The organism is Steroidobacter cummioxidans (assembly GCF_003104955.1).
The window spans coordinates 155,113-178,858 of the sequence record NZ_LSRW01000006.1 but is presented as its reverse complement, the minus strand read 5'-3'; the positions used below and the strand labels follow the sequence as shown (position 1 = coordinate 178,858).

Below are 23,746 nucleotides of genomic sequence, written 5' to 3'. Positions count from 1 at the left end.
TGAATCGGGGAGTCTGTGACGATGGGGCGCGCTCTGCTGCTGACGATGGTCTCCTGCTTCCTGTTCGCCACTGCGCCGTCGCGTGCCGATGAGCATTGGGTCTATTTCGGGAATCGAGCCACAGAGCCGGGGCAGGGCATTGCCGTCGCGCGCTTCGATTCGAACACCGGGCGTCTGACTCCCGGCGGGGTGGTTGCCGATATCAATCGCCCGACTTGGCTGCTCGCTCATCCGTCGCTGCCTGTGCTGTATGCCGTGAGCGATCCAGCCGGTGACACTCAGGATGAATCGAGTGTTTTCAGTCTTGCGGCGGATCGAGCCACGGGCAAATTGAGCGTGCTGAACAGCGTCGCTTCAGGCGGCGGCGGTGCCACACACCTCACGTTCGATGCGAGCTCGAAGTCGATCTTCGTCGCTCACTTCCGCACGGGCCATGTGAGTTGGCTACCTGTCGCGAGTGACGGGCGTCTCGGCGAGCTTCATGCAAAGCAGGCCAACTACGGCACGGGTCCGCATCGTCGGCAGACGTCTCCGCACGCTCATGGTGTGGTCGTCGATCCTTCGCATCGATATGTGTTCGCAGCGGATCTCGGTGCCGATCGGGTGTTTGTCTATCGATTCGATTCAGCCACGCATCAGCTCACGCCGGGCGCACCGCCATTCGTGTCTGTGGCGCCTGGGTCCGGGCCGCGGCATCTGGCGTTTCATCCGGGCGGGGAGTTCGTGTTTCTCGTGACCGAGCTGAGCGCCGACGTCGTGTCGTATCGGTGGGATGCGAAGAGCGGCAGACTCGAGCAGGTGCAGATCGTATCGCTTGATGGGCCTTCGTTCACGGGGACGAGGAATGGAGCGCACATTCAGACGAGTCGTGATGGGCGCTTCCTTTATGCAGCCAATCGCGGCGCCCATGCCTTGCAGGTGTACGCGGTGAACGAGCAGAGCGGCAAGCTGACCGAAGTGCAGCGCATTGCGGCGACAGGCAAGACGCCGTGGGATTTCTCGCTCGATCCCACCGGACGCTGGCTGATCGTGGCGAACAACGGTTCCAACTCCATCAACGTATTCTCTGTGGACCCGGCGACTGGCAAGCTGGCAGCAGGTGAAGGGTGGCTGCCCGTGATGCAGCCGTCGAGCGTCACGTTCCTGTCTGCCTCCGAGTAGCCATCGTAGGGCATCGACTGGCGGGCAAAATGTCAGAGCATGATGTCGGCGGCCGTGGCTCTCGGTCGTCCTTGCCTCGAATGCTCGATTTTCGCCATTGATTCACAGGAGAGAGCCATGCCAGGCACTGTAAAACTGCACCGCGTGTTGCGTACCAAGCCCGAGCGCGTCTATCGCGCATTTCTCGACGCCCAGGCCTTTGCGAAATGGCTGCCGCCGTATGGCTTCACCTGCAAGGTCGACCAGCTGGATGCCAAGGTCGGCGGTAAGTATCGCGCGTCGTTCACCAACTTCACCAACGGCCAGGCGCACTCCTTCGGTGGCACGTACAAGGAGCTGGTGCCGAATGAGAAGATCAGTTACGTCAGCACTTTCGACGACCCGAATCTGCCGGGCGAGATGCCGACGAGCATCGTCATCACGCCGGTGTTGGTTGGCGTGGAGATCCACATCGTGCAGGAAGGCATTCCCGACGTGATCCCGGTGCACGCCTGTTACCTCGGCTGGCAGGAATCGCTCGAACAGCTGGCCAAGCTCGTCGAGCCGGAGATCCCTGGCTGAGCGATTGCGGATTGCCTCGGGCCATTGACGGCCCGGGGCGAGCCACAGCCGCTGTGGCAATATCGGCGGTGCATGTCAATCAAAGAACAGGTGACGGCAGGCATCGATGTCGGCGGGCGGCGCAAAGGGTTTCACGCAGTCGCCTTGCTGGCGGGAAAGTATTTCGCGCACACGGAATCGTGCGACTTCAACGCCATTGCTCGCTGGTGCCGGGATAACAAAGTGGAGGCTGTCGGGATCGATGCGCCTTGCTGCTGGAGCCGCGATGGCCGCCAGCGCTCAGCGGAGCGCGAGCTGGCCGCGAAGCGTCTATCGTGCTTCTCGACGCCAACGTTGAAGCAAGCCCAGGGGCATCCTACGGATTATTACGGCTGGATGTTGAACGGCGCCGACATGTACACGGCGCTGCTGCCGAGCTTTCGCTTGTTCGATGGCAAGGCCGTCATCAAGCCCGTCTGCTTCGAAACGTTTCCACACGCGATCGCGTGTGAGCTGGCGGGAGGGACGATTGGCAGGAAAGACAAAGTACGCCGGCGTCGCGAGCTGCTCGAAGAAGCGGGCATCGATACCAGGCCGCTCACCAATGTGGATTTGCGCGACGCTGCTCTGTGCGCATTGACGGCGCATGCGCTCCTTCTCGGGCGCGTCCGCACTTACGGAGATGCCGCCGACGGCATCATCGTCGTGCCGACGCGGTGAGCTCACGCCCTGGTCTTTACCATCATCCCTGCAATCTCCTTCACCATCTTGGCCGCCACCAGCGCGGTTTGATTGGAGATGTCGCAGCGAGGGTTGTACTCGACGAGGTCCGCCGCGATGATGGGTTGCTTGATCGACTGGATCAGATCGATGACCTGACGCGGTGAAGGCCCGCCGGGCTCGCGGTGTGATACGCCGGGGGCGAAGGCGGGGTCGAGGCCGTCGATATCCAGCGAAATATAGACCGGTGTCTCGAACTCCAGCCGCATGCAATCGCTCCAGCGCCCGGCTTCGATCACCTCGACGCCGAAGCGTTTGAACTGCTCGCGATGCTCGTCGCAGATGGTCCGCAGACCGACCTGGATCAGCCGATCCGCCAACTTCTCTTCCATGATTCGCGCGAACGGCGATGCATGCGAGCGAGGGTTGTTCTGGTACGCGTGATAGATGTCGGCGTGCGCATCGATATGGAGGATCGTCAGGCTCGGATGGTGACGGCGTACCGCACGCATGATGGGATACGTTACGGCATGATCGCCGCCGAGGCAGATGAGCGGATCGCCCGATCCCAGCGCGTTGTCGACGGATTGCTCGATGAGCTCCCACGGGTCGCGGTCGCCAGTGAACTGAATGTTCCCATGGTGCACCAGCCGCCCGGGCACACTCAGGTCGACGCCGGTTTCACTCCACAGACTGTACGCGTCATTGTGCAGCTCGCGACGGATCAGGTCCGGCGCCTCGGCCGGCCCTCTGAGATAGGAAGAGTTATCATCGTGCGGGACGCCGAGCAGTGCGATCTTGGTCATGGGGCGACGCTCCATGGGAACGAGCGAGCGATTGTGACATAGCTCACGTGCCGATCCCGTACGCACCGGTACTTTAGGGGCCTTGGCCTCCGTCGAGGGCAGACTTACATGCGAACGCTGAAAATCCCATCCATTGCCCGTGCAGGCGCCGCGATGCTGCTGCTCGCCATCGGTGGCTGCGCGACCATGGATCGGGAGGAGTGCCTGACCGTGGACTGGCGCACTGTCGGTTTCGAGGATGGCGCTGCTGGATATTCCGGCGATCGCATCGGCCAGCATCGCAAGGCATGCGCGAAGCATGGAGTGATTCCGGATCTCACGGCGTACCAGGCAGGCCGGGCCGAAGGGCTGCGCGAGTACTGCGTGCCGGCCAACGGGTTCAGGCTGGGCTCGCAGGGCGGTGGCTACAGTGGCATCTGTCCGTCCGATCTGGATCCGGCCTTTGCCGATGCCTATCACTCCGGCCGTCAGCTGTACACGCTCGAGTCCCGGCTGTCGAATGTTTCTTATCAGCTGGATTCGCGACGCGGCGATCTGCGTGCGGCCGAATCCGAGATCGTCAAACGCTCGGCGGTCGCGATCAGCAGTGACGCGACGGTGGAGGAGCGTGCGCAGGCCGTGGTGGACGTCAAACATCTCGGTGAGCGCGTCGGACAACTCAAATCAGAAATCCGGCAGCTGGAAGAAGAGCGCGTCCATTGCGAGCGCGACCTGCAGGACTATCGGGCGACCTTGCAGATTCCCTGATCCCGGGACGCCCCCCCGGCGGGCCAATCGCCGCGTTCAGATTGCTGTCGTCCCTGCGAACAGCCTACGATCACCAGCGCATCGCCGCCTGCCATGACGAGAGCGACTACGCTGGACGATGACAACTGAAAAATTTGCAGAATTTCTGGCTGTCCATCTCTGGGCCGTGCTGCTCGTCATCACGCTCGGCATGCTGCTGGGCGCGTGGCTGCTCTGGTATGTCCTGCAACGCTATGGCGCTCGGGTCATGGGGCGTCTGCAGGAATTGCTTGCTGGCATAGGCCCTCACGTCCGGCGGCTGCCAATCCCTGGCGCCGTGCACGGGGTCTGGCAACTCGCGCGCCGGCTGGGGGTGCAGGTCCTGCTAAGCATGACGATTGCGATCATGGCATGCGTCGGCTTCGTGGAGATCGCGGACGGAATCGGTGTCGACGAAGATCTCGAGCAGTTCGACACCGCCCTGAGTGCCGCGTTGAGTCAGCACGCGAGCGAGCAACAGCTGCGCATCTTCGCGGTCGTTACCCACTTAGGCGATAAAGGGTTCCTCATACCACTGGCCGCAATCGTCGCCGTGTTGATGCTGTTTCGACGCCGCTGGGTGCTGGCGATCACGTGGATCGTCGTGACTGCTGGCGGTGGGCTGCTGAACGTGGTGTTGAAAGCCATCTTCGAGCGCTCCCGGCCCGAGCATCTGCATGGATTTGCATCCGCGCACGGTTGGAGCTTTCCGAGCGGTCATTCGTCAGGTGCATTCATCGTCTACGGCCTGCTCGCATACTTGATCGTGATTCACTCCAAGCCGCGCTGGCATTTGCCGGTGGCGGCAATTGCCATGACAGTGATCGTTTGCGTGGGTTTCAGTCGAGTGATATTGCAGGTCCATTACTTCAGTGACGTACTCGGCGGGTACGCATTCGGCGCCGCTTGGTTGACGGCGTGGATTGCAGGTCTCGAAGCATTCCGCCGCAGGCAGCAGGACACAGGTTTGACAGGAACTAAGATTTCATAGCAGGAGCGGGGTATGTGGGCACAAAGTTACGATCCCTTCGGCAACGCCATTGTGTCCACGTTCATGGCCGCCGTGCCGGTCGTCGTGTTGCTGGGGTGTATCGGCTTTCTGAAAATGAAAGCGCATGCGGCGGCGTTGCTCGGCATCGCCAGCTCGCTTGCCATTGCGATTGTCGCGTTCGGGATGCCGACGGGCATGGCGACGCGGGCCGCAGCGTTCGGTGCAGCCTACGGCCTCATGCCCATCGGCTGGATCATTCTCAATGTGATCTTTCTCTATCGCCTGACGGAGCAACGCGGGCAGTTCCGCATTCTTCAAGACAGCATCGCCGGAATCACGCCTGATCGGCGGCTGCAGTTGCTGTTGATTGCCTTCGGGTTCGGCGCGTTCTTCGAGGGTGCCGCGGGATTCGGCACGCCGGTGGCGGTGACGGGCGCGATGTTGATCGGGCTGGGATTCTCGCCACTGGCTGCGTCGGGATTGTCGCTGATCGCGAATACCGCGCCGGTGGCGTTCGGCGCTTTGGGCACGCCGGTGCTGGCGCTCGCCAGTGTGACCGGTCTCGATGTGCACGAACTGAGCGGCATGATCGGGCGGCAGCTGCCGTTCTTCTCGGTGATCGTGCCGTTCTGGCTCATCTGCGCGTTCGCCGGGTGGCGCGGCATGTTGCAGGTGTGGCCTGCGATCCTGGTTGCCGGCGTGGCGTTTGCGATTCCGCAGTATCTCGTTGCTAACTTCCATGGGCCGTGGCTGGTCGATATCGTGGCCGCACTGTGCTCGATGGGCGCGCTCACGTTGTTTCTGCGGGTGTGGCGACCTGCCAGCATTTGGCGCTCGACGAAGCGCGGCGAACCCGAGAATGCCGTGGCGACAGAGTCGGCGGTGACGACTTATACGTCAGAGCAGGTATTCAAAGCCTGGTTGCCGTGGATCGTGCTCAGCGTGTGCGTCTTCTTGTGGGGCATCCCGCAAGTCAAAGCCTGGCTCGATTCGCTGTTCATCATCAAGCTGCCCGTGAGCGGGCTGCACGAGCTGATCCAGAAAGTCCCTCCGGTCGTTGCCACGCCGACCGCCGAAGGCGCTGTTTACAATTTCAATCTGCTGTCGATGACGGGCAGCGGAATCTTGGTCGCGTCAATCATCAGCAGCATGCTGATGAAATTCTCATTCCGCGAGTTCTTGCGGGAATATTTCCAGACGCTCGTGGTCGTGCGCTTATCGCTGCTCACCATCGCCGCCATGCTCGCGCTTGGCTACGTCACACGCTACTCGGGCGCTGACGCGACGATGGGTCTGGCGTTCGCTCAAACGGGTTGGCTGTATCCGCTGTTCGGCACCATGCTCGGCTGGCTGGGCGTCGCGCTCACAGGGTCGGATACTGCATCAAACGTTCTGTTCGGCGGCTTGCAAAGAATTACGTCTGAGCAGCTCGGGCTGAATCCCGTGTTGATGGCTGCAGCGAACAGTTCTGGCGGTGTGATGGGAAAGATGATCGATGCGCAGAGCATCGTCGTCGCCTCCACGGCCACGCGTTGGTACGGCCACGAAAGCGAGATCTTGCGCTACGTGTTCTTCCACAGCATCGCGCTCGCGTTGCTGGTCAGCTTGCTCGTGCTGGGTCAGGCGTATGTGTGGCCGTTAACTACTTTGGTCCATTAGACAGCCGACCCGCAATCGCCCGGGCGTAGCGCTGCTGGGCGCCCGGTGCGAGAGAGGTGAACAGGCAGGGCTCGACGATCTCGACTTCCTGCAGCCGCACGACGCCGTCATTGTTGGTGGCCAGGTCGACTCGTGCATACACCGGCGTTTCTTTGATCTTTTCCAGCACCTGAAGCGAAAGTTGCAGCTCAGGCTCGATCGGCGGCATCTGATGAGGCGCATCGAAGCCACGCGGTGCGGATTTCAGTGTCGGCGGGCGGCGAACTGCGTGGCTGAAGACGCCATCGAAGAAGACGTACGAACGCTCGCCTTCCGTTTCGAACGCGAGCAGATAGGGTTGCACCATGAGGTCCACTCGGGCGACGAGCCGATCCAGCGTTGCCTGCGCCAGCTCCATCGTGTCCAGATCGAAGATATGCGTCTCGGTTGCGCCAGCGGACACGACCGGCTTGATGATGAAGCGAGTCCAGCCGCGCTCCGATACTTCGCGACGCAAATCCACGGAGCGGCCGGTGGCTACCCACAGCGTGGGCGTGATCGGAACCCCGTGCTGTTCCAGCTCCCGCAGATAGCGCTTGTTGAGATTCCACTCGAGCAAATGCAGCGGATTGAACAGCGCAGTCTGCGCCTGCACCCGGCGCGCCCAGCTGATGAAGGCGAGCGGATCCAGATGACTGTCCCAGGTCGATTGCACGACCACGGCTGCAAACTGGTCCAGGCTGGTATTCGCATCCGTCCAGATCAGCGGCGTGGCGCGAATGCCGAGCTCGGCAAGCTCGGCGATCACGCCGCGGTCTTGGGGCGCCAGATCGGGGTGGTAAGAACAGGTGGCAATCGCGATATCGATCATTCAGCGTCTTCTTCGGGATCGTCCGTGGGCACCATCCGGTAACGCAGGATGGTGCGCTTAGACTGACACGAGTCACGACGCCGGTCTACGACTCGAAGCGATAGCTGAGCTTGACCAGCAACTGATCGTCATCGCGCAGGCTGAAAGTATCTCGCAGCAGGCGGCCGCGATCGTCACTCACGGCTTGCTCCTCATAGCCACCGCGCCCGTACACCACATAGAGAAACGACAGCGGCGCAATCTCGAAGCGATAACGGATTTGCAGGCCGAGGTTGCGTACGCTGAAGTCGTCGATGGTTTCATCGGTGGGCACGGCATTGCCGGTGAGACCGACGCGGTAGCCCTGGCGGAGTGCGGCGTTGACTGCGACGGCCTGCAGTTTCACGCGCAGCTCCTGTCGATTGGTCATGACCCAGTTGCAGCCGGCGCTGAAACGCGATTCCTCGCCGTCGAAGCTGCCGATCAGATTGTCCCGTTGCCACACCAGCCAGTCCGGCTTGCGGCTGGCAAACAAACCGAAGTACACATTCAACGCATCGTTGATGAAATACCTCGGCTCGAGGTTGATGCTGTAGCCCACTTTGTCATTGCCGGAGAGTCCGCCGCTATACGCTTCGACTTCCAGGTGAAGCGCCCAGTTGCCCTGTCGCGGGGTTTCGTACTCGAAATAGCTGTTGAAATTGGGCGGCAGGTTCACCACGCCGTTGCCGCGCGTCAGCAGGTCATCGACGCCCGCGCTGTTGATGTTCATGTTTCCGTACTCATAGCTGCCATTGCGCAGCCGGCTCTCACGGCTGATGCGGAACTGATGATTCAACAGCTGGCCGTGATCGTTGTAATCCGTGCTGATTCGCCAGCGCCAGTCTTTGGACAGGTAGCGCGACTCGGCAGGCAAATTGGTGAAGCGGCGATTGAGTTGCCAATGCGCGTAGTTGGTGCTGTTGCGCGACAGGAAGCCGGCATCATTGATTTCCAGGCCGTTGCTGAAATGCATGCCGATCCATTGCTGTCGCCAGCCATGATCCATCTCGTAGTCTGCCCAGATCGTGACGCCGTCGCCGCTGGTGCGCTGGCCGGATTGTTCGATGTCGCTGCCCATCAGGCGGGTGCGAACGTTCCAACGCGCGGTCGGTCGCCAGTTGTGATCGACGCCCACCACGCTGGCGGTTCGATCCAGATAGGGCCGCTCGACGCGAGTGGCGATCATTCCCAGATTTTGCTCCTTGAAGTCGCGTACCAGCCGGAGCGCGCCGAATGAGCGGCCGGCTGCGTCGGCTTCATCCGCAGCGAACACGCCGTACTTGGTCGCGCCGATGCTGCCATTCAATTTCACTGCGCCTGTGATGTCTGCCGACCCTTGGCCGTCGTCGGCCGGGCCGCCGATGCGGCGCGTGTAAAGAATCTGGCTGAAATCGGACGGGGTGGTGAACTCGAAGATGCCCTGGTTCTCGGTGAAGAACGGGCGCTTGTCGCTGATGAAGATTTCGGTGGCGTCGAAGTTCACGACCAGTTCGTCGGCCTCGACCTGACCAAAGTCCGGGTTGACGGTGGCGCTGAGTTGCAGCTGGCCATTCGGCTTCCAGAACAGGTCGACGCCGCCGTCGAGCTCATTCTCCGTCGCTTTGATGTCGTAAAGACTCGAAACATACGGCGTGATGGCCAGTAGCGATTGTTTGAAGCTGGTGACTTCCAGCGGCGCGAAGTCGGACAGGAAGCGCGGCCGTTCCCAGCTCGCCAACGGCCACGAGACCCGTTCGCCGGTAGAGCCGACGATGCGATCGAGATAGATGCCAATGGTGCGGACGTCGCCGCTGTTCTCGCGCATCGGAGCGATGTGCCACGGGATCAGCACTTCGACGGTCCAATGGTCCGCATCGCCGCCGACGGCATGCCGCCAGTTGCCGTCCCAGTCCGGATTGAACTGGGATTCGTTGGTGACGATGGCATCGTAGATGCCGGCGGTGGAGCTCACCTTGAAGTTATAACCGGTGCGGTGATCGCCATCGAAGTCGATCATCACATCGATGCGATCGACCAGGTCCTTGAAATCCCGCTGCACGCGTTGCTGGGTGCGGGGCACGGACGGCGGCTGAAAATTCCGGAACGCCACCGCGAGGCCGGCCGGCGTCGCCAGCACCCAGGCCTCGGTGGCGAGCGAGGCGGGCTCGCCATTCAACGGCTGGGTTTTACGGAAATCGGTGATATGTCGGGCTTCTCGCCATTCGTCGGCATCGATACGACCATCGATGTCGACGGCAAAGACTCGGGTAGCGAGCATGGCCAGCAGCAACCCAACGTAACGGGCACGGCTCGCGATCATGGTTGTTCCACGAATGGATGCGGTACCGTTGGGACGCGGCGGCCCTAGGAAAGGTTTAAAGCCGGTTCGGTGTGCACCCGCGCGTATATGGCGGCGGCGTGTCGCAAGGATGGAAGCGCCGGAACGGGCGATGGCGCTATGTGACTCAAGGAGAATCGCGCGTCGTGAGCGAGCGCCACCGATATGCAATCGGCGGCGCTCAGCGCCAACTCACTGCTCGCGATTTCTGAAAGCGGCCTCGCCGGCGTCGGACACTTCGACCCACTTTGGATCCGGCGCTGCACCCGGAACGTAGCTGTCATGCCAGTTCCACCATTTATAGGGGCGGCTCTGCGGATAGCCGTTCGGTGATTTTTCCCATGCTTCCTGACGGCCGAGCGCAGTCAGGTCCAGGAAGCTCCAGACCGTTCCGATCGCCTCGTCGCCGCGGTTGTTGATGAAGTAGGTGCGATAGATGCGCTCGCCATCGCGGATGAACGCGTTATGGCCGTGCCATTCATTCACGCCGAAGTCTGTGTCGAAGCTGTCGGTGATGGTGTACCAGGGCATGGTCCAGCCCATCTCCTTTTTCAGTCGCGTGATGTCGGCTTGCGGCGCACGTGAGGCATACGCCAGCGTCGTATCGCGTGCGTGCAGATGAGAGAGATGGGAGACCTGATCGGCCACCATCGAGCAGCCCACGCAGGCGTGCTTCGGCCAGCCGTGTACGCCGGGCTCGAAGAAGGCGCGATAGACGATCAGCTGACGACGATCCTCGAACAGATCGAGCAGGCTCACCTTGCCTCTGGGCCCCTCGAACGTATATTTATTTTCGACGGCAAGCCAGGGCATTCGACGTCGCTCGGCCATCAGCGCGTCACGAGCGCGGGTCAGCTCCTTTTCTTTGACGAGCAGCCTCTCGTGCGCGGCTGCCCACTCCTGCGGCGACACGACCGGCGGGGTGTCGAGCCCTTGCAGTTCTGTTCCGGTTTTTTCAGGTGACGCAGTCATCGCAACCTCCGAATCAATGCTTTCGCGTGTTCGGAGGGAAGTATTGCGCCCGACGCCGGCGGGGTGGGAGTAACAAGTGTGGCGGGAAGCTTCGTCTGGCTCCCCGTCCTCGATATCGGGCATTGCGCTGCCGGCGGCGGCGTACATCTGGCCGGCAGGAGGCCGTCACGTTACAATGCCGTTTCCGCGCCCGTAGCTCAGTTGGATAGAGTACTGCGCTTCGAACGCAGTGGTCGGGAGTTCGAGTCTCTCCGGGCGCGCCACTCTTCCCCTCACTCCTTCACGTGACTGTTCGCCGTGTAGCTCAAGCTCACCCGCCAGCCGCGGTCCTTGGACGGCTCGGCGACGGAGGCATGGGCCTCGGAGGCGGGGCCTTCCCAGAATGCGACCAGCGTGTCGACGCGAGACAGCGTGGCGCCGGCATCGGTCATTTTCTTGCGGTGAGCGGCGGACGCGAAGTCGTAGGACGGTGTGCCCCGCTCGCGGCTGACTTGTCTTTTGATCGTGGCGTAGAGCGCGGCGGCGTCGGCCTCATCTTTGGCGTCGAAGATGTAGCCGCCGCGGAATAGCTTGCCGCCGTCGCAGGAGTAAACCGCCAGGGCATCGCGATCCAGCTCGCGAATCCGGAAGGCGAATTGATAGCCGGAAGGCAGCTTGCCCTCGAACGACTGCGAGCCGCGGGCATCTTCCAGCACCGCGATCCGGTCACAGGGCGCGCCGAAATCCAGGACCCGAAAATCGGCGCCACCGGCCTGGCTGGCGGCCAGGGCAGCGCTGCAGAAAACGAAGCCGGTCGAAACAACAGAAGTCGCGATAGAGCTGAACCGCACGAACCACACTCGACTAAGCAGGGGGACGCGCGAATTTACCGCATTCAGCCGACGTTTCGCTCCCGGAATGTGCGCTCGATCACTCTCCAACCCTCCCTTAAGGGTGGGGTCGGGCACGGATGGCACTGGCCGGGCATACAATCCGGCCATGAATAAAGAAGCGGCGCTGGCCAGCCTGGGTCTGCAGGGAACGGAGGATCACGCCACAGTGGCGAGGGTCTATGGCGAGCGACTGGCCGTCGTGCAGGAGCGGCTGGTATCGGCGCAGACGGATGTCGAGCGCAATACGCAGGGCGCCAAGCTGGCCGAGCTGAGCGAGGCTTACGAATACCTGACGAGCACCGGCCGCTACACGAATTCCAGCGAAGCGAGCGCGACAGTGATGCGCTCCGCCACGATGCTGACACCGGCGCCGCCGGGTGACACGTTCGTTCGCATGGAGCCGGGCGCCGTCATCTCGGATCGTCTGGAGATTGGCGGTCTGCTTGGTCAGGGCGGCATGGGCAACGTGTATGCGGCGCGTGATCGTCTGAAGGATGAAGACGTGGCGATCAAGGTGCTGCGTCAGGACCTGCAGTTCAGCACCGCCGCCAAGGATCGGTTTCTCGCCGAGGCCAAAGTTTCCTGCAGCCTGTCCCATCCCAACATCGTGCGCGTGCACGACGTCGGCATCAGCGGCGGGCTCTACTACTTTTCCATGGAGCGGCTGAAAGGCCACACGCTGCGCCAGCGCATGGAGCAGTATCGCCAGAGCAATCGCGTGTTCAGCGTTGCTGAAGTCACCGACATCGCGCGTCAGCTCATCGACGCGCTGCGTTATGCGCACCGTTACATCGTGCATCGTGACATCAAGCCCGAGAACATCTGGCTGGCCGAGGATGGCACGCTCAAGCTGATGGATTTCGGTATCGCTCGCGCGTTCGCCAATTCACAGCTCACACAGACCGGCATGGCGCTCGGCACGGCTTATTACATGTCGCCCGAACAGCGCATCGGCTCGAAGGAAGTGGACTGGCGCACCGATCAATATGCGCTCGGTGTCGTGTTGTATGAATTGTTCGCGGGCACGTTGCCGACCGGCGCAGTGCAGCCCATCGAGAACATTCGTCGTGACCTGCCGAAGCGGTATGCGGCCGCGTTGATGCGCGCCATGGCGGTGATGCCGGAAGACCGCTTCCAGTCGTTGAATGAACTGCTCGCTGAGATCGAAGCGCCGCCGCCGAAAAAGTTTCGTTATGGCAGCCTGGTACTGATCGGCGCCGGACTCGCGGCGGCAGCGGCCGGTGCGTTCGTGATTGTGAGCAATCAAGGCCAGGCGCCGAAGCCGGTCGCGTCGGCCCCGGTCGCCAAATCGGCACCAGCGCCAGCCGCAGGCTCGACACAATCGTCGGGTGCTGCAGGAACGGATGGAGTTGCGCCAACCGACCCGCCACCGCCGGAAGAAACATCGGCACTGGCTGCAGCCGTACCCGAGCCTGAGTCCGAAAAGCCCACGTCGGCCCCGCAGCAATCGGCTGTCGACGCGATCAGCGCGACGCCTTTGCCCCCACCGGCGACATCACCGCCGCAGCGAGTGGCGAAGGCGACTCCATCTAGCGCACCGACTCCTTCGTCATCCGCCGGCGCCGGCATCGATGCACGACGTAAGCAATGTATCGCTCAGTGCGAGCGCGACGATGGCGAGTGTCGTAGTCTGGGTCGGCGCGGCAAGCAGGAATGCATGCGGGCGGTGGCGTTCGGCGCAACGCCGGGGCGAATCACGACGACCAATCCGGCTGCTACCAGTTGCGCCTTCTTCGGTCAGGCGCGTTGTGACTCCGCCTTCAATCGCGAGGCCTGTCTGGCGCGCATGACGACGAGATACCAAGCCTGCGTCGATGTGCTCGGCGGTACCGTCGCTTCACGCCGCCAGGATTGCGACGTCACCGCTCGCGAGTCCGACCAGCTGTGCCTGGACGAACTGCGAGATTGTCGCCAGTCGTGCGAATGACCCGAGCGCTTACTTCACCGGCACCATCAGGTGCTGATAGGGCGATCCAGCCCACATGATGTAGGGCACGGCGGTGTCCGGTGACGCGTCCTTGGGATAGATATCGTAGAAGCTCGAATCGCCGCCCACGATCATCACGTGCGGGCCGGTCTTGATCCAGTGATTCGTCGAGCTCGGCGCGGTCGCATACGGATCGGTGTTGCTGGCATCGGTACCGCCGGCGAGCATGTACATGAAGCCCACCTTGCCGGTCGGCGGGTCCTTGTGAGCGGCCCAGGCGTGCACCCATTCCATCGCATTCTTGTCCATGCACATCGGGTCGGGACCGGGCGTCTCAGGGTTGTCGCCCATGCAGGTGAAGCCGTTCGTTCCTTTGCGCAGCGTGCGCATCTTGCCGTTGGCGTCCATCGCGACGATCGTGGCGTGCTGTGAGACCTTCATCGGCGCAGCCGTCATGGCGCTCTTGATGATGTCGGCATCGCTTGCCGCCGGTTTGGCGGCGGAGTCCGCTGCTGTTGCCGTCATGCTCGAAGCGACAACGAGCATGGCCGTCGATAGCTGCATGAGGAATCTGTTCATGGCGCTCCCCTGAGAAACCACAGATGCGAGCGCGTGCGAGGATACGCCGTCGGGTCGACGTGAGAATACGTAACGTATGCCGTTGGATGCGGGGCGCGCCGCGACAATTGTTGCGGCGTGACGCGGCGTTAACCGATGACGCTTTTCAGATAACGAAACAACAGCGGATGCCCGGCTTGGAGCGCTTTGCGCTGAGCCAGTTCGTCATCTTTCTGCTGCGCGCGACGGGCTTCGAGCCAGCGATGCACGCTACGGTAGTGTTGTTCGCCCGGCGTGTCGGTGCGAGCGAGGTCGATGGTCATCTGTCTCGCGAGGCCAGGCTCGTGCAACAGCATCCATGCGGGGAAATCGCCGGGGGCGAGCGCCGGATCTTCCGCATCGTCATCGGCGAGATCATCTTCGGTCGCCAGGAATTCTTGCCACGCTTTGCCGACGCCTGCGTCGGGCTGTTGCGGCTTGCTCAATGCTTCGGCTGCGACAGCGGGTGCGTGCCAGCACAGAGCGAACCAGCCCGTGAGGGATTCGATACGGCGATGTTGAAACGCGCCGCTCTGCGCGACAGCCAAACAAAGAGCAGGCTGACGCCACCACTCAGGATCCTGCAAAACGCAGGCGTTCACGCCGGCCCAATCCTGCGCCTGACTCAGTGCATAGCTGCGATGAAGCTGCGGCTCATCGGCGGAGAAGGGCTGACCATTCAACACATCTGCAAGTTGCCGCCACAGGGGTGTCAGCAACTCGCGCCATTGCGAGCCGAGCAGTCGCTTGGCCGTCGGCGCGATGTCCTGCAGGAACGCGAGTTCCTCACGGGCATCGTCAACAGGATGGCCCAGACGAGCGAGCGCGCCGACCAATCGATCGTAACCGGCCAGATCTGAGTGAGTCGGCGCGATTTCGTACAGACGATCCAGCTGTCGTTGCGCGTCCGGGGCATTCATCGCAGCCAGTGCACGAGCGATGCCGTTGGTAAGCGTGGCAACAGGATTGTCGAAGAACAAATCCATCTGCGGCGCCAGCTTCGCCGGAATGAATCGCCCCGCGATGAGCCGATGCAAATCGGTTTGCGCGCTGATACGCAGCGGCTTGTTGCTGGCGGGGGCATCCGTGTGCCAGGCAGTGAAATCCTGCGGCTGTTCGACCAATCCGATGCTGCGAGCGTAGTTCACTGACTGTTCGATCTGCCCGCGGATCTTCTCCGGGCTGCCCATCAGTACGCTGTCGAGAAAGTCGATCTCCTGGCGACGCCAGCTCTCGTAGTCGCTGTAGGCCAGGCGTCCGGTCGCGAGCAACAGCTCCAGCACCGTGAACGCGCCTTGTTCCAACAATTGGTCGTCGACCTGCTTCTGCAGGCCAGGGTCGATTTTGATCATGGAGCGAACAACATTTCGAGATCGGCCGCATCCAGCTGCAGCGGTGCGGCGTTCTTTTCGGTGTACAGCTGGTTCGCCAGCTGATGTTTCTGTTCCTGCAGGCGCACGATACGTTCTTCGACGGTACCTTGCGCGATCAGCTTGTAGACGAACACGGGCTTGTGCTGTCCGATGCGGTGCGCGCGATCCGTGGCCTGCGCTTCGACGGCGGGATTCCACCAGGGGTCATAGTGAATGACCGTGTCGGCGGCCGTGAGATTCAAGCCTGTGCCGCCGGCCTTCAGGCTGATCAGAAACAAGGGCACCGCGCCACTCTGGAATCTCTCGATCAGCGGCATGCGGTCCTTGGTCTCGCCGGTCAGCAACAGATACGGAATGTTCAATTCCTGCATCTGCTCTTCGATCAAAGCGAGCATGGACGTGAACTGCGAGAACAGCAGGATGCGCCGGCCTTCTTCGATCATTTCCGGCAGGGCGTTGCTGAGCCAGTCCATTTTGGCTGAAGGAACGGCCTCTTCCGGCTGCTCCGCCGACGCGACCAGTCGCGGATCGCAGCAGGCCTGGCGCAACTTGAGCAGCGCATCGAGCACGGTGATCTGACTGCGGGCGAGGCCGCGTTCTTCGATCGTCTCGCGAACGCGACGATGCGACGCCAGGCGCACACCGTCGTAAAAGTCGCGCTGCTTCTCATCCAGCGCAATGGTTTCGATGATCTGAGTTTTCTCGGGCAGCTCCGGCGCGACGGCGTCTTTCGTCCGCCGCAGCACGAACGGAGCGATGCGCCGGCTGAGCGACAGTGCACGCTCGCGATCGTTGTTCTTTTCGATGGCAGTCCGGTACTGGCGCTGGAAGTCGCGTTCCTCGCCGAGCATGCCGGGTTGCAGGAAGTCGATGAGCGACCACAGCTCGCCCAGATGATTTTCCATCGGCGTGCCGGTGAGGCAGAGCCGATGTTCGGCGTTCAGTGCGCGCGCCGCTTGAGACACTTTGGCGCGAGGATTCTTGATCACTTGCGCTTCGTCCATCACGACCAGATAGAACTCGTGCGCCGTCAGTACCTCGCTATCGAGCTGCAGCAGCGGATACGCGGTGATAACGACATCGACGTTGCCAATCGAGGAGAACAGCTCTTTGCGGCGCGAGCCGTGCAGGGTCAGCTGTTTCAAATGCGGCGCGAACTGCTGGATCTCTCGCTGCCAGTTACCGATGACGCTCACCGGCGCGACGATGAGCGACGGCTTCGTCAGTCGGCCCTCTTCCTTTTCCAGCGCGAGATGGGCCAGCGTCTGCACGGTTTTGCCCAAGCCCATGTCGTCAGCGAGGATGCCGCCGAGATGGCAGCGTCGCAGGAACTGCAGCCAGCCCAGTCCTTCCTGCTGATACGGGCGCAGCGTCGCGTTGAAGCGCGCCGGCGGTTGCAGCGGCTTGATCGCGGAGAAGTTCTTGAGCTCGGCAACGGACTCCAGCAGTGCTGTGCTCTTCGATCGAAGCACCGGCGCTTCAGGCTCCGACGTGAGCTGCGCGAGACGGCTCGCTTGAGATGCCGGCAGCGCAAGCGCTTGCTGCTTGTTGAGCGCGTCGTGATCGAACAGCTCGACGAGCGTGTCGGCGATGCGCTTGATACGCTCGATCGGCACCGGTAGGTAACGCTTGTCCGGCAGCTGCACGAACAACTGCTCGCCGATGCGATGAACGCCCGCTTCACCGTTACCGAGCGCGCCTTGCAAATAATCGACGAGCGCCGGCAGCAAATTGATTTGCACGCCATCGACGACCAGGCCGAGTTTCAGATCGAACCATTCGCGGTCGCGGCTGCTGTCGGCATCCACATACCAGTCGCCGGCGGAGGCGAGGCGGTACGGGAAGTCATCGTTGATGACCACGTCCCAACCTTCGGCACGCAGCTTGGGAATGCCGTCGAGCACGAATGCCAACCAGAAGTCGCGGCCGTGCGAGCTGTTGGCGAGCGCGGCGTCGAAGCGTTGCTGGATCTTGCGCTCGGCCTCGCGATCTCTCGGGATCTCGTGAAGCTTGTTGTCCGCGACGATGCGCACGTGAGTCATGTCATCGCGCAGCGAGCGGCTATAGACAGGCAAGCCGTTGTAGACGAAGTACAGCGTCGCGATCGGGTCTTCCGACAGATACAGCTGCGCGCCAACGCTCTTGCGTGCGCGCCGTACAGCTTTCAGTTCGCGCAGCTTGGGCAGGGCGGCACAACTGTCCGCAATCTCTGCATTCAACTCTGCGACGTGTTCTGGCGCGACCGGCGGCGAGTTGAAGAAGCGACGGAAGTCTTCGATAGGGCAGGGCAGCGCGAGCGCACCGACCTCTTTGCTGGCCGGATCCACATACGTCGCGACGTCCAGATCGAAGAACGTGGTGACTGCATCGTCGCCGCGCTCGCTGACCTCACATTGCAAATACTGTTCGCCGTTTTCCAGCTGTTGCCACGACAGCTTGGACTGGCGCAGCTTGCCGGCTTTGAGCGAAGCAGTATCCAGTGTCTGCCAGCGGGCGCGACCGGTCGCGATGACATGATTGAGTACGGTCGTGCCCTCGGTATCGCGCAACAGCCAGGGACCGTCGGTTCGTTGCGAAAGTAACAACTGCAGAATCTGCCGATCTTCCGAATCGACATAGCGAGGGAAGTCGTTGCTTCGTGGCACGAAGATGCTCGAGCTGCCGCGAGCGAGGCGAGCGGAGCCGGGGGAGGTTTGACCAACCCAGGTCGAGAGTTGCAACTCGCCAGCGGAAGTCGATTGCAACAGATAGTACAGCCGCTGTTGTAACTGCGGCCCCGCCGGTGCGGAGGTCGCGCGTTGCAGTGAGGACGTCGGGCGCTGCGGCGTGGCAACGCTCGGTGCGTTGCTCACAGCCGCGATCGACACCGCCGCGATGTGCAAGCAGGGGCTGGGTTTACCGCAGCTGCATTCGGCTTCCGCGATCTGCTGATCGTTCGGCTTCGCGTGTCGAATATAGACACGCTGCCGCTTGCTCGCCGCGCTCTCGTCGGCGACCACGCCTGTAACGACCAGGCCGGCTTGCAGGATCCGCAGTTCGCTGACAGCGCCGCTGCGGACCACTTGTTGTGCGGCCAGGAACAGGTCATTGCCAAACCTGCCCTGCAACCCGCTCAAAGACACGGGCTTACTCCATCAAGCGAGCGTGTGATACACCTTCTGCACGTCCTCGTCCTGCTCGAGCTTGTCGATCATTTCCAGGACTTCGGTGGCTTGCTCTTCAGGCAGCTCGGTCGGCGTGAGACAGATGTATTCATGCTCGGCGGACAGCGGGTTGATGCCGCGATCTTCCAGTGCTTTTTGCATCTGGCCGAACTCGGGGAAGTTGCAGCGGGCCACGATCTGCGGCTCGCCTTTCTCGCCGGTGCTCTCGCCCATTTCCTCCAGGCCGTGGTCGATCAGGTACAGCTCCAGGTCGTCCTGGTCGACGCCTTCGGGGTTCAAGCGGAACACGCCCATTTTCTTGAACTGAAAGCTGACGCTGTTCGCCGTGCCCAGGTTGCCCTCGTGCTTGGTGAAAATGCTGCGCACGTTGGCGACGGTACGCGTCGGGTTGTCCGTAGCGGTTTCCACCAGCACGGCGACACCGTGCGGCGCATAGCCCTCGTACAGCACTTCGGTGAAGTTGGTCGCGTCCTTGCCGGAGGCGCGCTTGATCGCCGCTTCGACCTTGTCCTTGGGCATGTTGACGGCGCGCGAGTTCTGGATCACGCGACGCAGGGCCGGGTTGGAATTCGGGTCGGGGCCGCCGTTCCTCACGGCGATGGTGATGTCCTTGCCGATGCGGGCGAATTGCTTCGCCATCCGGTTCCAGCGCGCGAACATCGCGTGCTTTCTGACTTCGAAAATACGGCCCATGAACGGCTCCCCAAAAAACCAAGCGGGCCAGTTTAGCACCCGGTCAGCCGCGGGTGACCAGATGGCAGGGGGCGGGCGGAACTATTTACCTTTGGCTTCCCAGACAATCTCGGCGTTGGCGGCCGCCGCCCGCTTGAGGATGCTCAATAGCGGCACGGCGCGGGTCGCCAGGTCCACCGGCGCCTCGCGATCCTCGTCGTCCTCGTCCTCGTGCGTGGCGTCTTCGTTGTCGGCCGGGCGGGCCGGCGTCACATGGGTGCCGGCCTTGATCTGCTCAGTGGCATGTTCCAGCTGTCGCAAGGCCAGCGGTACGTCTTCCGGACCGAGCGCGCCGGGAATGCGCCCGGTCGCGCCCATGAGCTTCAGCAACTGGACCGCAACGTCCTCGAACATGGTGATGGATTCAGTCGCGGTGGAGCGAAAGATGACCAGCATGAGCGACGTTGCTCCGAGTAGGGAAAGATGAGCCCAGATGCAGTTGGGCTAGGTGCAGCCGCGGACCAGAAACAACACTAACAGGATCGGGATCGGCACACCCAGCGCCCACAGCAGAATCCAACCTACTTTACCCCGCTGGCGCCCGTAATTCAGCATTCGGTGCAGGCCCGGCGGCGGGCGTTTGGGCATATTTCCAGGCTCACGTGCCATTGGCAGTTCCCTCGTTCACTGCGATATGCAATGAACGACTGCCATCCGGGCACGGTTCCGGCGCTATTCCTCGGCCGCCTTGTGGGCGGCTTGCCAGATTTCCTGGGTGATCCGGCGCGTCAGACCTTGTTCCATCAGCAGCGTCTGTGCGCCTTCCTCGGAATAGGTGCCGCGCCTGGCGAGCAGCGTCAGGGCGCCAGACAGCTCGCCGAAATACACGGCCTGGCCGAGCGGGCTCATGTATCCCGGGGGCACCTTGTCCGTCTGTTCCTGCAAGGCGCGGATCGAAGGATCCGACAGCTCCCAGGTCGCCGCGATGAAGCCCGCGACATTCGGTGCCTGCATCTGCATGCCGCGAATGAACACCTCGGCGCGCGGCTCGAGGCCCGGGTACTCGCGATATGTTTCCATCGTCAGTCGAAACAGCACGATGCGCGCCAGCGGGCCGAGCAGGCCGATCAACTGCGCAATGAAAGGATCGGCGTTGCCGATCGATCGCGCACACGCTTCAGCTGCGGCGGCCGTGCGTTGTGCATGTTCCCAAGTGACGGTGGCGAAGTGATCGAAATGCCCTTTGGGTTGCCGGAACACCGGCTGCAGCAGTGCCGTCGCCAGTAAGCTGCGGAGCCCGTCGGTACCGAGCACGACGACGGCGCGATCGAGGCTGTCCACCGGCTCGGGCGAATAGCGATATGCGGCACTGTTGGCTCGTTGCAGAGCGCTGCCTGCCAGCGCGGGGTCTTCGAGGATGAGCTGCACCAACTCGCGCCGGGTGCTTTCATCGTCGTTCAGCGCCTGCATCAGCTTGGGCAGCAGCATCGGACGGCGCGGGAAATATTCTCGCTGGTGAACGGCGGCCGCAGCGTTTTGGTTGACCTTCTGCAGGATCTCGGCGTGCTGCCCCGAGATCGCGTAGTCGAAGCCGGGCACGCTGAAGGCCAGCTTGTAACATTCGGCGTAGGCGCTGGCGGTCGCTTCGGTTTCGAAGGGCGGGCCATCGCCGATGCGTGGGATTGCTATGGCGTGCGTTTCGCTGCGCGACTCGGCTGCGACCGAAGCACGCTTCGATGAGCTCGCTGAGCCGCGCATGCCAAACATGAATACGGCCAGACCGATCATGGCTGCAATCAGAATGATGGTGAGGGTCACGCTCGCCGTTGCTCCTGCCGCTTTGCGCCGGTACTGCTGCCCTGGCGCTGCAAACTATTCTGGAAGCTTCTGTGCCGGGCGCGATGATACCTCGTCGGCGCAGTTCGTGTGGGCTTGCGATCGTAAGCGGACCCCCGAGGCGCGCGATGCGGTCCGCAGGGTGATAATCTTGCGGTCATGTCGCTCAGCTCCGGACAACTCGACAACATCGCTCCCGGCGTGCGCCGGCTGGTGGCGCGCAATCCTGGTTTCATGACGGGGCCAGGGACCAACACGTATCTGCTCGGTCACGAGCGTTACCTGGTGATCGATCCCGGGCCGGAAGATCCGGTACACATCGAGCGCATCGTGCAGGAAACCGGCGGTCGTATCGACGCGGTGCTCGCCACTCACACGCATCCGGATCATTCGCCGGCCGCCAAGGCGCTGGCCGAGGCGACGGGCGCAAAAGTGATGGGCAAGCCGGCGCCGGTGCATGGTCGCCAGGATTCGGGCTTCACGCCGAGCAAACTGTTGAGCGATGGCGATCAGGTGACGATCGGCCCGCTCACACTGCGGGTCCTGCATACGCCCGGGCATGCGTCGAATCATCTTTGCTATCTGCTCGACGGCACCGGCCTGTTGTTCACCGGCGATCATCTGATGCAGGGATCGACGGTTGTGATCGGTCCGCCGGATGGCAGCATGGGTGACTATCTGCGCTCGCTCGCGCGGCTGCAGACGGAGCCGGTGACTCGCATCGCGCCGGGTCATGGCCTGACGATCGAGGACGCACAGGGCGAGATCGTTCGGATCATTGCGCATCGCCTGCAGCGCGAGGCCAAGGTTGCCGAAAGGCTCGGTCGCATCGGCACCGCGAACCTCGATACATTGGTCGTCAGTGTGTACGACGACGTCGATCCCCGTTTGCATCCGGTGGCGAAAGGCTCGCTGCTGGCTCATCTGCTGAAACTGGAGGAAGACGGTCGGGTCGTGCGCGACTCGCCGGACATCAACGCCCTGTGGTCGCTGCAAAACCCTCCAACGCCCCGCTGATCGAGCTCGTCAACTGTTCGCTGATCTTCGAGGCGCATCGCGCGCTCGACGAGGTCAGCTTCGCGTTGCGTAAGGGCGAGCGCTGGGCGCTGATCGGCGCCAACGGCTCCGGCAAGACCATGCTGCTCAAGATGCTTCGCGGCGAGATGTGGCCGACGCCGACCGGGCGTCAGCGCCGCACGTCGTCGCTTGCGAAAGAGCAGATCGCGTATGTGGGGCCGGAGCGGCAGGACAAATATGTTCGCTACGACTGGAATCTCACGGTTACGCAGGTTGTGACGACCGGGCTGTTCGATGAGGACATTCCGCTGACGCAGCCGACGCATGCCCAGAGAGAGCGGGTTGCGCGCGTCTTGAGGCGGTTTGGTTTGTGGGGGTTGAGACAGCGGCGCATTCTCACGTTGTCCTATGGCCAGCGCCGTTTGACCTTGGTCGCGCGCTTGTTTGCTGGCAACGCGCCGGTGTTGTTGCTGGATGAAGTGTTCAACGGCCTGGACGTGAGAGCCAAGGAGAAGCTGAAGCGGGCGCTCGAACAGCCCAGAGGCGGACATGATTGGGTGATCACATCGCATCGGCCGAAGGAGTTGCCGAAGAATGTGACGCACGTGGCGCACATCGAGCAGGGCAGGATCGTGTCGGCGGGGCCGGTCGGGCACGAGCAGAAGATTTCACACGATCGCAAAGAGCGGCAGGCGAAAGCGCGCGCTCTGGTGGCCGCAAAGCCACGAAAAAAGCCGCCGTCGACACCGCTCTTCATCATCCGCAACGCCGACATCTATCGCGACTACCGGCCGGTCATTCGCAATCTCGACTGGACTCTGGCGCGAGGTGAGAACTGGGCGATTCTCGGTGCGAACGGATCGGGTAAGAGCTCGCTGCTCAATGTGATCTACGGCGACCTGCATCCCGCGCTCGGCGGCACCATCGAGCGGCACGGCGTGCCCCGGGGTACTCACATCGCGGCCTGGAAACATCGCGTCGGTTGGGTATCGCCGGAGCTGCAGGCGGATCATTTTCTGGTCACGTCGATCGAAGAGATCGTCATCTCCGGCCGCTACTCCAGCGTCGGCCTGAATGACGCGCCGAGCGCGGCGGATCGCAAAGCCGCCGCTCGCTGGCTGAAGTTCTTCAACATCGAACATCTGCGCGGTCGCGGCCCGAGACAAGTGTCATACGGACAGATGCGGCTCGCATTGTTCGCACGAGCGCTGATCAACGATCCGGAGTTGTTACTCCTCGACGAGCCCTGCACGGGCCTCGATGGCGACGTGAGAGCGACTGTGCTGGGCTTTATCGAGCAGCTGGCTGAACGGGGAACGCAAATCGTCATGGCCGTGCACGATCCGGAAGACATCGTGCCAGCGGTGAAGCATGTGTTGCGCATCCACCGCGGCGGCAAAGTGCAGTTGGTCGACATCGATTAGTATCGGCTAGCATCATGCAACTGCAGTAGCGGTTGCCCAGG

The 23,746-nt window shown here is 62.3% G+C and carries 20 protein-coding genes and 1 tRNA gene; 10 read left to right on the top strand and 11 right to left on the bottom strand.

Features of this window, described 5'->3' with window-relative positions:
• Nucleotides 1-21: 21 nt before the first annotated feature.
• The 3 genes from D0550_RS05225 to D0550_RS05215 all read left to right on the top strand — a co-directional run bounded on the left by D0550_RS05225 (nucleotide 22) and on the right by D0550_RS05215 (nucleotide 2,421).
• Nucleotides 22-1,161 carry a lactonase family protein gene (locus D0550_RS05225; protein WP_116808048.1) on the top strand — a complete coding sequence of 380 codons (1,140 nt, stop codon included), beginning with the start codon at nucleotides 22-24 and terminating at the stop codon, nucleotides 1,159-1,161.
• A gap of 117 nt (nucleotides 1,162-1,278) precedes the next feature.
• Entirely contained in the window at nucleotides 1,279-1,722 is a 444-nt protein-coding gene (locus D0550_RS05220; RefSeq protein WP_116808092.1) for an SRPBCC family protein, read from the top strand.
• A 72-nt stretch (nucleotides 1,723-1,794) separates the two neighbouring features.
• Nucleotides 1,795-2,421 (top strand): DUF429 domain-containing protein, encoded by a 627-nt coding sequence (locus tag D0550_RS05215; RefSeq protein ID WP_153067043.1) that lies wholly within the window; start codon nucleotides 1,795-1,797, stop codon nucleotides 2,419-2,421.
• 2 nt (nucleotides 2,422-2,423) lie between these two features.
• Here D0550_RS05215 and D0550_RS05210 read toward each other — a convergent pair whose 3' ends face one another.
• Entirely contained in the window at nucleotides 2,424-3,227 is an 804-nt protein-coding gene (locus tag D0550_RS05210; protein WP_116808091.1) for an agmatinase family protein, read from the bottom strand.
• A 108-nt stretch (nucleotides 3,228-3,335) separates the two neighbouring features.
• Between D0550_RS05210 and D0550_RS05205 the strand changes: the two genes are divergently transcribed.
• The 3 genes from D0550_RS05205 to D0550_RS05195 all read left to right on the top strand — a co-directional run bounded on the left by D0550_RS05205 (nucleotide 3,336) and on the right by D0550_RS05195 (nucleotide 6,642).
• A complete protein-coding gene (locus tag D0550_RS05205; protein WP_116808046.1) occupies nucleotides 3,336-3,974 on the top strand; it encodes a DUF2799 domain-containing protein in 639 nt (212 codons plus the stop codon).
• Between the two features lie 118 nt (nucleotides 3,975-4,092).
• The gene (locus D0550_RS05200; RefSeq protein WP_116808045.1) at nucleotides 4,093-4,983 is read left to right on the top strand and encodes a phosphatase PAP2 family protein; all 891 of its coding nucleotides are present in this window, start codon (nucleotides 4,093-4,095) and stop codon (nucleotides 4,981-4,983) included.
• A gap of 12 nt (nucleotides 4,984-4,995) precedes the next feature.
• A complete protein-coding gene (locus D0550_RS05195) occupies nucleotides 4,996-6,642 on the top strand; it encodes an L-lactate permease (RefSeq protein ID WP_116808044.1) in 1,647 nt (548 codons plus the stop codon).
• Here D0550_RS05195 and D0550_RS05190 read toward each other — a convergent pair.
• The 3 genes from D0550_RS05190 to D0550_RS05180 form a co-directional block, all read right to left on the bottom strand.
• Entirely contained in the window at nucleotides 6,626-7,492 is an 867-nt protein-coding gene (locus tag D0550_RS05190) for an ATP-grasp domain-containing protein (protein ID WP_206606098.1), read from the bottom strand. The two genes, D0550_RS05195 and D0550_RS05190, sit on opposite strands and share 17 nt — an antisense overlap.
• 85 nt (nucleotides 7,493-7,577) lie before the next feature.
• On the bottom strand, nucleotides 7,578-9,812 hold the full coding sequence (locus tag D0550_RS05185) for a DUF5916 domain-containing protein (protein ID WP_116808043.1): 2,235 nt from the start codon (nucleotides 9,810-9,812) through the stop codon (nucleotides 7,578-7,580).
• Between the two features lie 210 nt (nucleotides 9,813-10,022).
• On the bottom strand, nucleotides 10,023-10,802 hold the full coding sequence (locus tag D0550_RS05180; protein WP_116808042.1) for a DUF899 domain-containing protein: 780 nt from the start codon (nucleotides 10,800-10,802) through the stop codon (nucleotides 10,023-10,025).
• A 186-nt stretch (nucleotides 10,803-10,988) separates the two neighbouring features.
• On the opposite strand from D0550_RS05180, the gene D0550_RS05175 reads away from it, so the two are divergent.
• Nucleotides 10,989-11,065: transfer RNA gene (locus tag D0550_RS05175), tRNA-Arg, on the top strand.
• 9 nt (nucleotides 11,066-11,074) lie between these two features.
• Here the strand turns inward: D0550_RS05175 and D0550_RS05170 are convergent.
• Complete coding sequence (locus D0550_RS05170) at nucleotides 11,075-11,749, bottom strand: hypothetical protein (protein WP_161965644.1); 675 nt, start codon at nucleotides 11,747-11,749, stop codon at nucleotides 11,075-11,077.
• 31 nt (nucleotides 11,750-11,780) lie between these two features.
• Here D0550_RS05170 and D0550_RS05165 point away from each other — a divergent pair, with 31 nt between their 5' ends.
• Nucleotides 11,781-13,622, top strand: a complete 1,842-nt coding sequence (locus tag D0550_RS05165; RefSeq protein WP_161965643.1) for a serine/threonine-protein kinase — start codon at nucleotides 11,781-11,783, stop codon at nucleotides 13,620-13,622.
• A gap of 9 nt (nucleotides 13,623-13,631) precedes the next feature.
• Here D0550_RS05165 and D0550_RS05160 read toward each other — a convergent pair whose 3' ends face one another.
• From D0550_RS05160 to D0550_RS05135, 6 genes are all read right to left on the bottom strand, one after another.
• Nucleotides 13,632-14,147: a hypothetical protein gene (locus tag D0550_RS05160; protein WP_349770701.1), complete on the bottom strand. Its 516-nt coding sequence runs from the start codon at nucleotides 14,145-14,147 to the stop codon at nucleotides 13,632-13,634.
• 182 nt (nucleotides 14,148-14,329) lie between these two features.
• Entirely contained in the window at nucleotides 14,330-15,571 is a 1,242-nt protein-coding gene (locus D0550_RS05155; protein WP_116808039.1) for a hypothetical protein, read from the bottom strand.
• On the bottom strand, nucleotides 15,568-18,714 hold the full coding sequence (locus tag D0550_RS05150) for a DEAD/DEAH box helicase (protein ID WP_116808038.1): 3,147 nt from the start codon (nucleotides 18,712-18,714) through the stop codon (nucleotides 15,568-15,570). The genes D0550_RS05155 and D0550_RS05150 overlap by 4 nt, the downstream gene beginning before the upstream one ends.
• Nucleotides 18,715-18,726: 12 nt before the next feature.
• A complete protein-coding gene (locus D0550_RS05145) occupies nucleotides 18,727-19,449 on the bottom strand; it encodes a YebC/PmpR family DNA-binding transcriptional regulator (RefSeq protein ID WP_116808037.1) in 723 nt (240 codons plus the stop codon).
• A gap of 81 nt (nucleotides 19,450-19,530) precedes the next feature.
• Nucleotides 19,531-19,884: a DUF1840 domain-containing protein gene (locus D0550_RS05140; RefSeq protein ID WP_116808036.1), complete on the bottom strand. Its 354-nt coding sequence runs from the start codon at nucleotides 19,882-19,884 to the stop codon at nucleotides 19,531-19,533.
• 276 nt (nucleotides 19,885-20,160) lie between these two features.
• A complete protein-coding gene (locus D0550_RS05135) occupies nucleotides 20,161-21,246 on the bottom strand; it encodes an HDOD domain-containing protein (RefSeq protein ID WP_153067041.1) in 1,086 nt (361 codons plus the stop codon).
• Nucleotides 21,247-21,423: 177 nt separating this feature from the next.
• Between D0550_RS05135 and D0550_RS05130 the strand changes: the two genes are divergently transcribed.
• The gene (locus D0550_RS05130; protein WP_116808034.1) at nucleotides 21,424-22,281 is read left to right on the top strand and encodes an MBL fold metallo-hydrolase; all 858 of its coding nucleotides are present in this window, start codon (nucleotides 21,424-21,426) and stop codon (nucleotides 22,279-22,281) included.
• The gene (locus D0550_RS05125; protein ID WP_116808033.1) at nucleotides 22,248-23,705 is read left to right on the top strand and encodes an ATP-binding cassette domain-containing protein; all 1,458 of its coding nucleotides are present in this window, start codon (nucleotides 22,248-22,250) and stop codon (nucleotides 23,703-23,705) included. The genes D0550_RS05130 and D0550_RS05125 overlap by 34 nt, the downstream gene beginning before the upstream one ends.
• Nucleotides 23,706-23,746 lie beyond the last annotated feature (41 nt).

What these genes read in the sequence shown, in the direction of transcription:
- D0550_RS05225 (WP_116808048.1), top strand. Translation starts at nt 22, where the DNA reads ATGGGGCGCGCTCTGCTGCTGACGATGGTCTCCTGCTTCCTGTTCGCC.
- D0550_RS05220 (WP_116808092.1), top strand. Translation starts at nt 1,279, where the DNA reads ATGCCAGGCACTGTAAAACTGCACCGCGTGTTGCGTACCAAGCCCGAG.
- D0550_RS05215 (WP_153067043.1), top strand. Translation starts at nt 1,795, where the DNA reads ATGTCAATCAAAGAACAGGTGACGGCAGGCATCGATGTCGGCGGGCGG.
- D0550_RS05210 (WP_116808091.1), bottom strand. Translation starts at nt 3,227, where the DNA reads ATGACCAAGATCGCACTGCTCGGCGTCCCGCACGATGATAACTCTTCC.
- D0550_RS05205 (WP_116808046.1), top strand. Translation starts at nt 3,336, where the DNA reads ATGCGAACGCTGAAAATCCCATCCATTGCCCGTGCAGGCGCCGCGATG.
- D0550_RS05200 (WP_116808045.1), top strand. Translation starts at nt 4,093, where the DNA reads ATGACAACTGAAAAATTTGCAGAATTTCTGGCTGTCCATCTCTGGGCC.
- D0550_RS05195 (WP_116808044.1), top strand. Translation starts at nt 4,996, where the DNA reads ATGTGGGCACAAAGTTACGATCCCTTCGGCAACGCCATTGTGTCCACG.
- D0550_RS05190 (WP_206606098.1), bottom strand. Translation starts at nt 7,492, where the DNA reads ATGATCGATATCGCGATTGCCACCTGTTCTTACCACCCCGATCTGGCG.
- D0550_RS05185 (WP_116808043.1), bottom strand. Translation starts at nt 9,812, where the DNA reads ATGATCGCGAGCCGTGCCCGTTACGTTGGGTTGCTGCTGGCCATGCTC.
- D0550_RS05180 (WP_116808042.1), bottom strand. Translation starts at nt 10,802, where the DNA reads ATGACTGCGTCACCTGAAAAAACCGGAACAGAACTGCAAGGGCTCGAC.
- D0550_RS05165 (WP_161965643.1), top strand. Translation starts at nt 11,781, where the DNA reads ATGAATAAAGAAGCGGCGCTGGCCAGCCTGGGTCTGCAGGGAACGGAG.
- D0550_RS05160 (WP_349770701.1), bottom strand. Translation starts at nt 14,147, where the DNA reads ATGACGGCAACAGCAGCGGACTCCGCCGCCAAACCGGCGGCAAGCGAT.
- D0550_RS05155 (WP_116808039.1), bottom strand. Translation starts at nt 15,571, where the DNA reads ATGATCAAAATCGACCCTGGCCTGCAGAAGCAGGTCGACGACCAATTG.
- D0550_RS05145 (WP_116808037.1), bottom strand. Translation starts at nt 19,449, where the DNA reads ATGGGCCGTATTTTCGAAGTCAGAAAGCACGCGATGTTCGCGCGCTGG.
- D0550_RS05140 (WP_116808036.1), bottom strand. Translation starts at nt 19,884, where the DNA reads ATGCTGGTCATCTTTCGCTCCACCGCGACTGAATCCATCACCATGTTC.
- D0550_RS05130 (WP_116808034.1), top strand. Translation starts at nt 21,424, where the DNA reads ATGTCGCTCAGCTCCGGACAACTCGACAACATCGCTCCCGGCGTGCGC.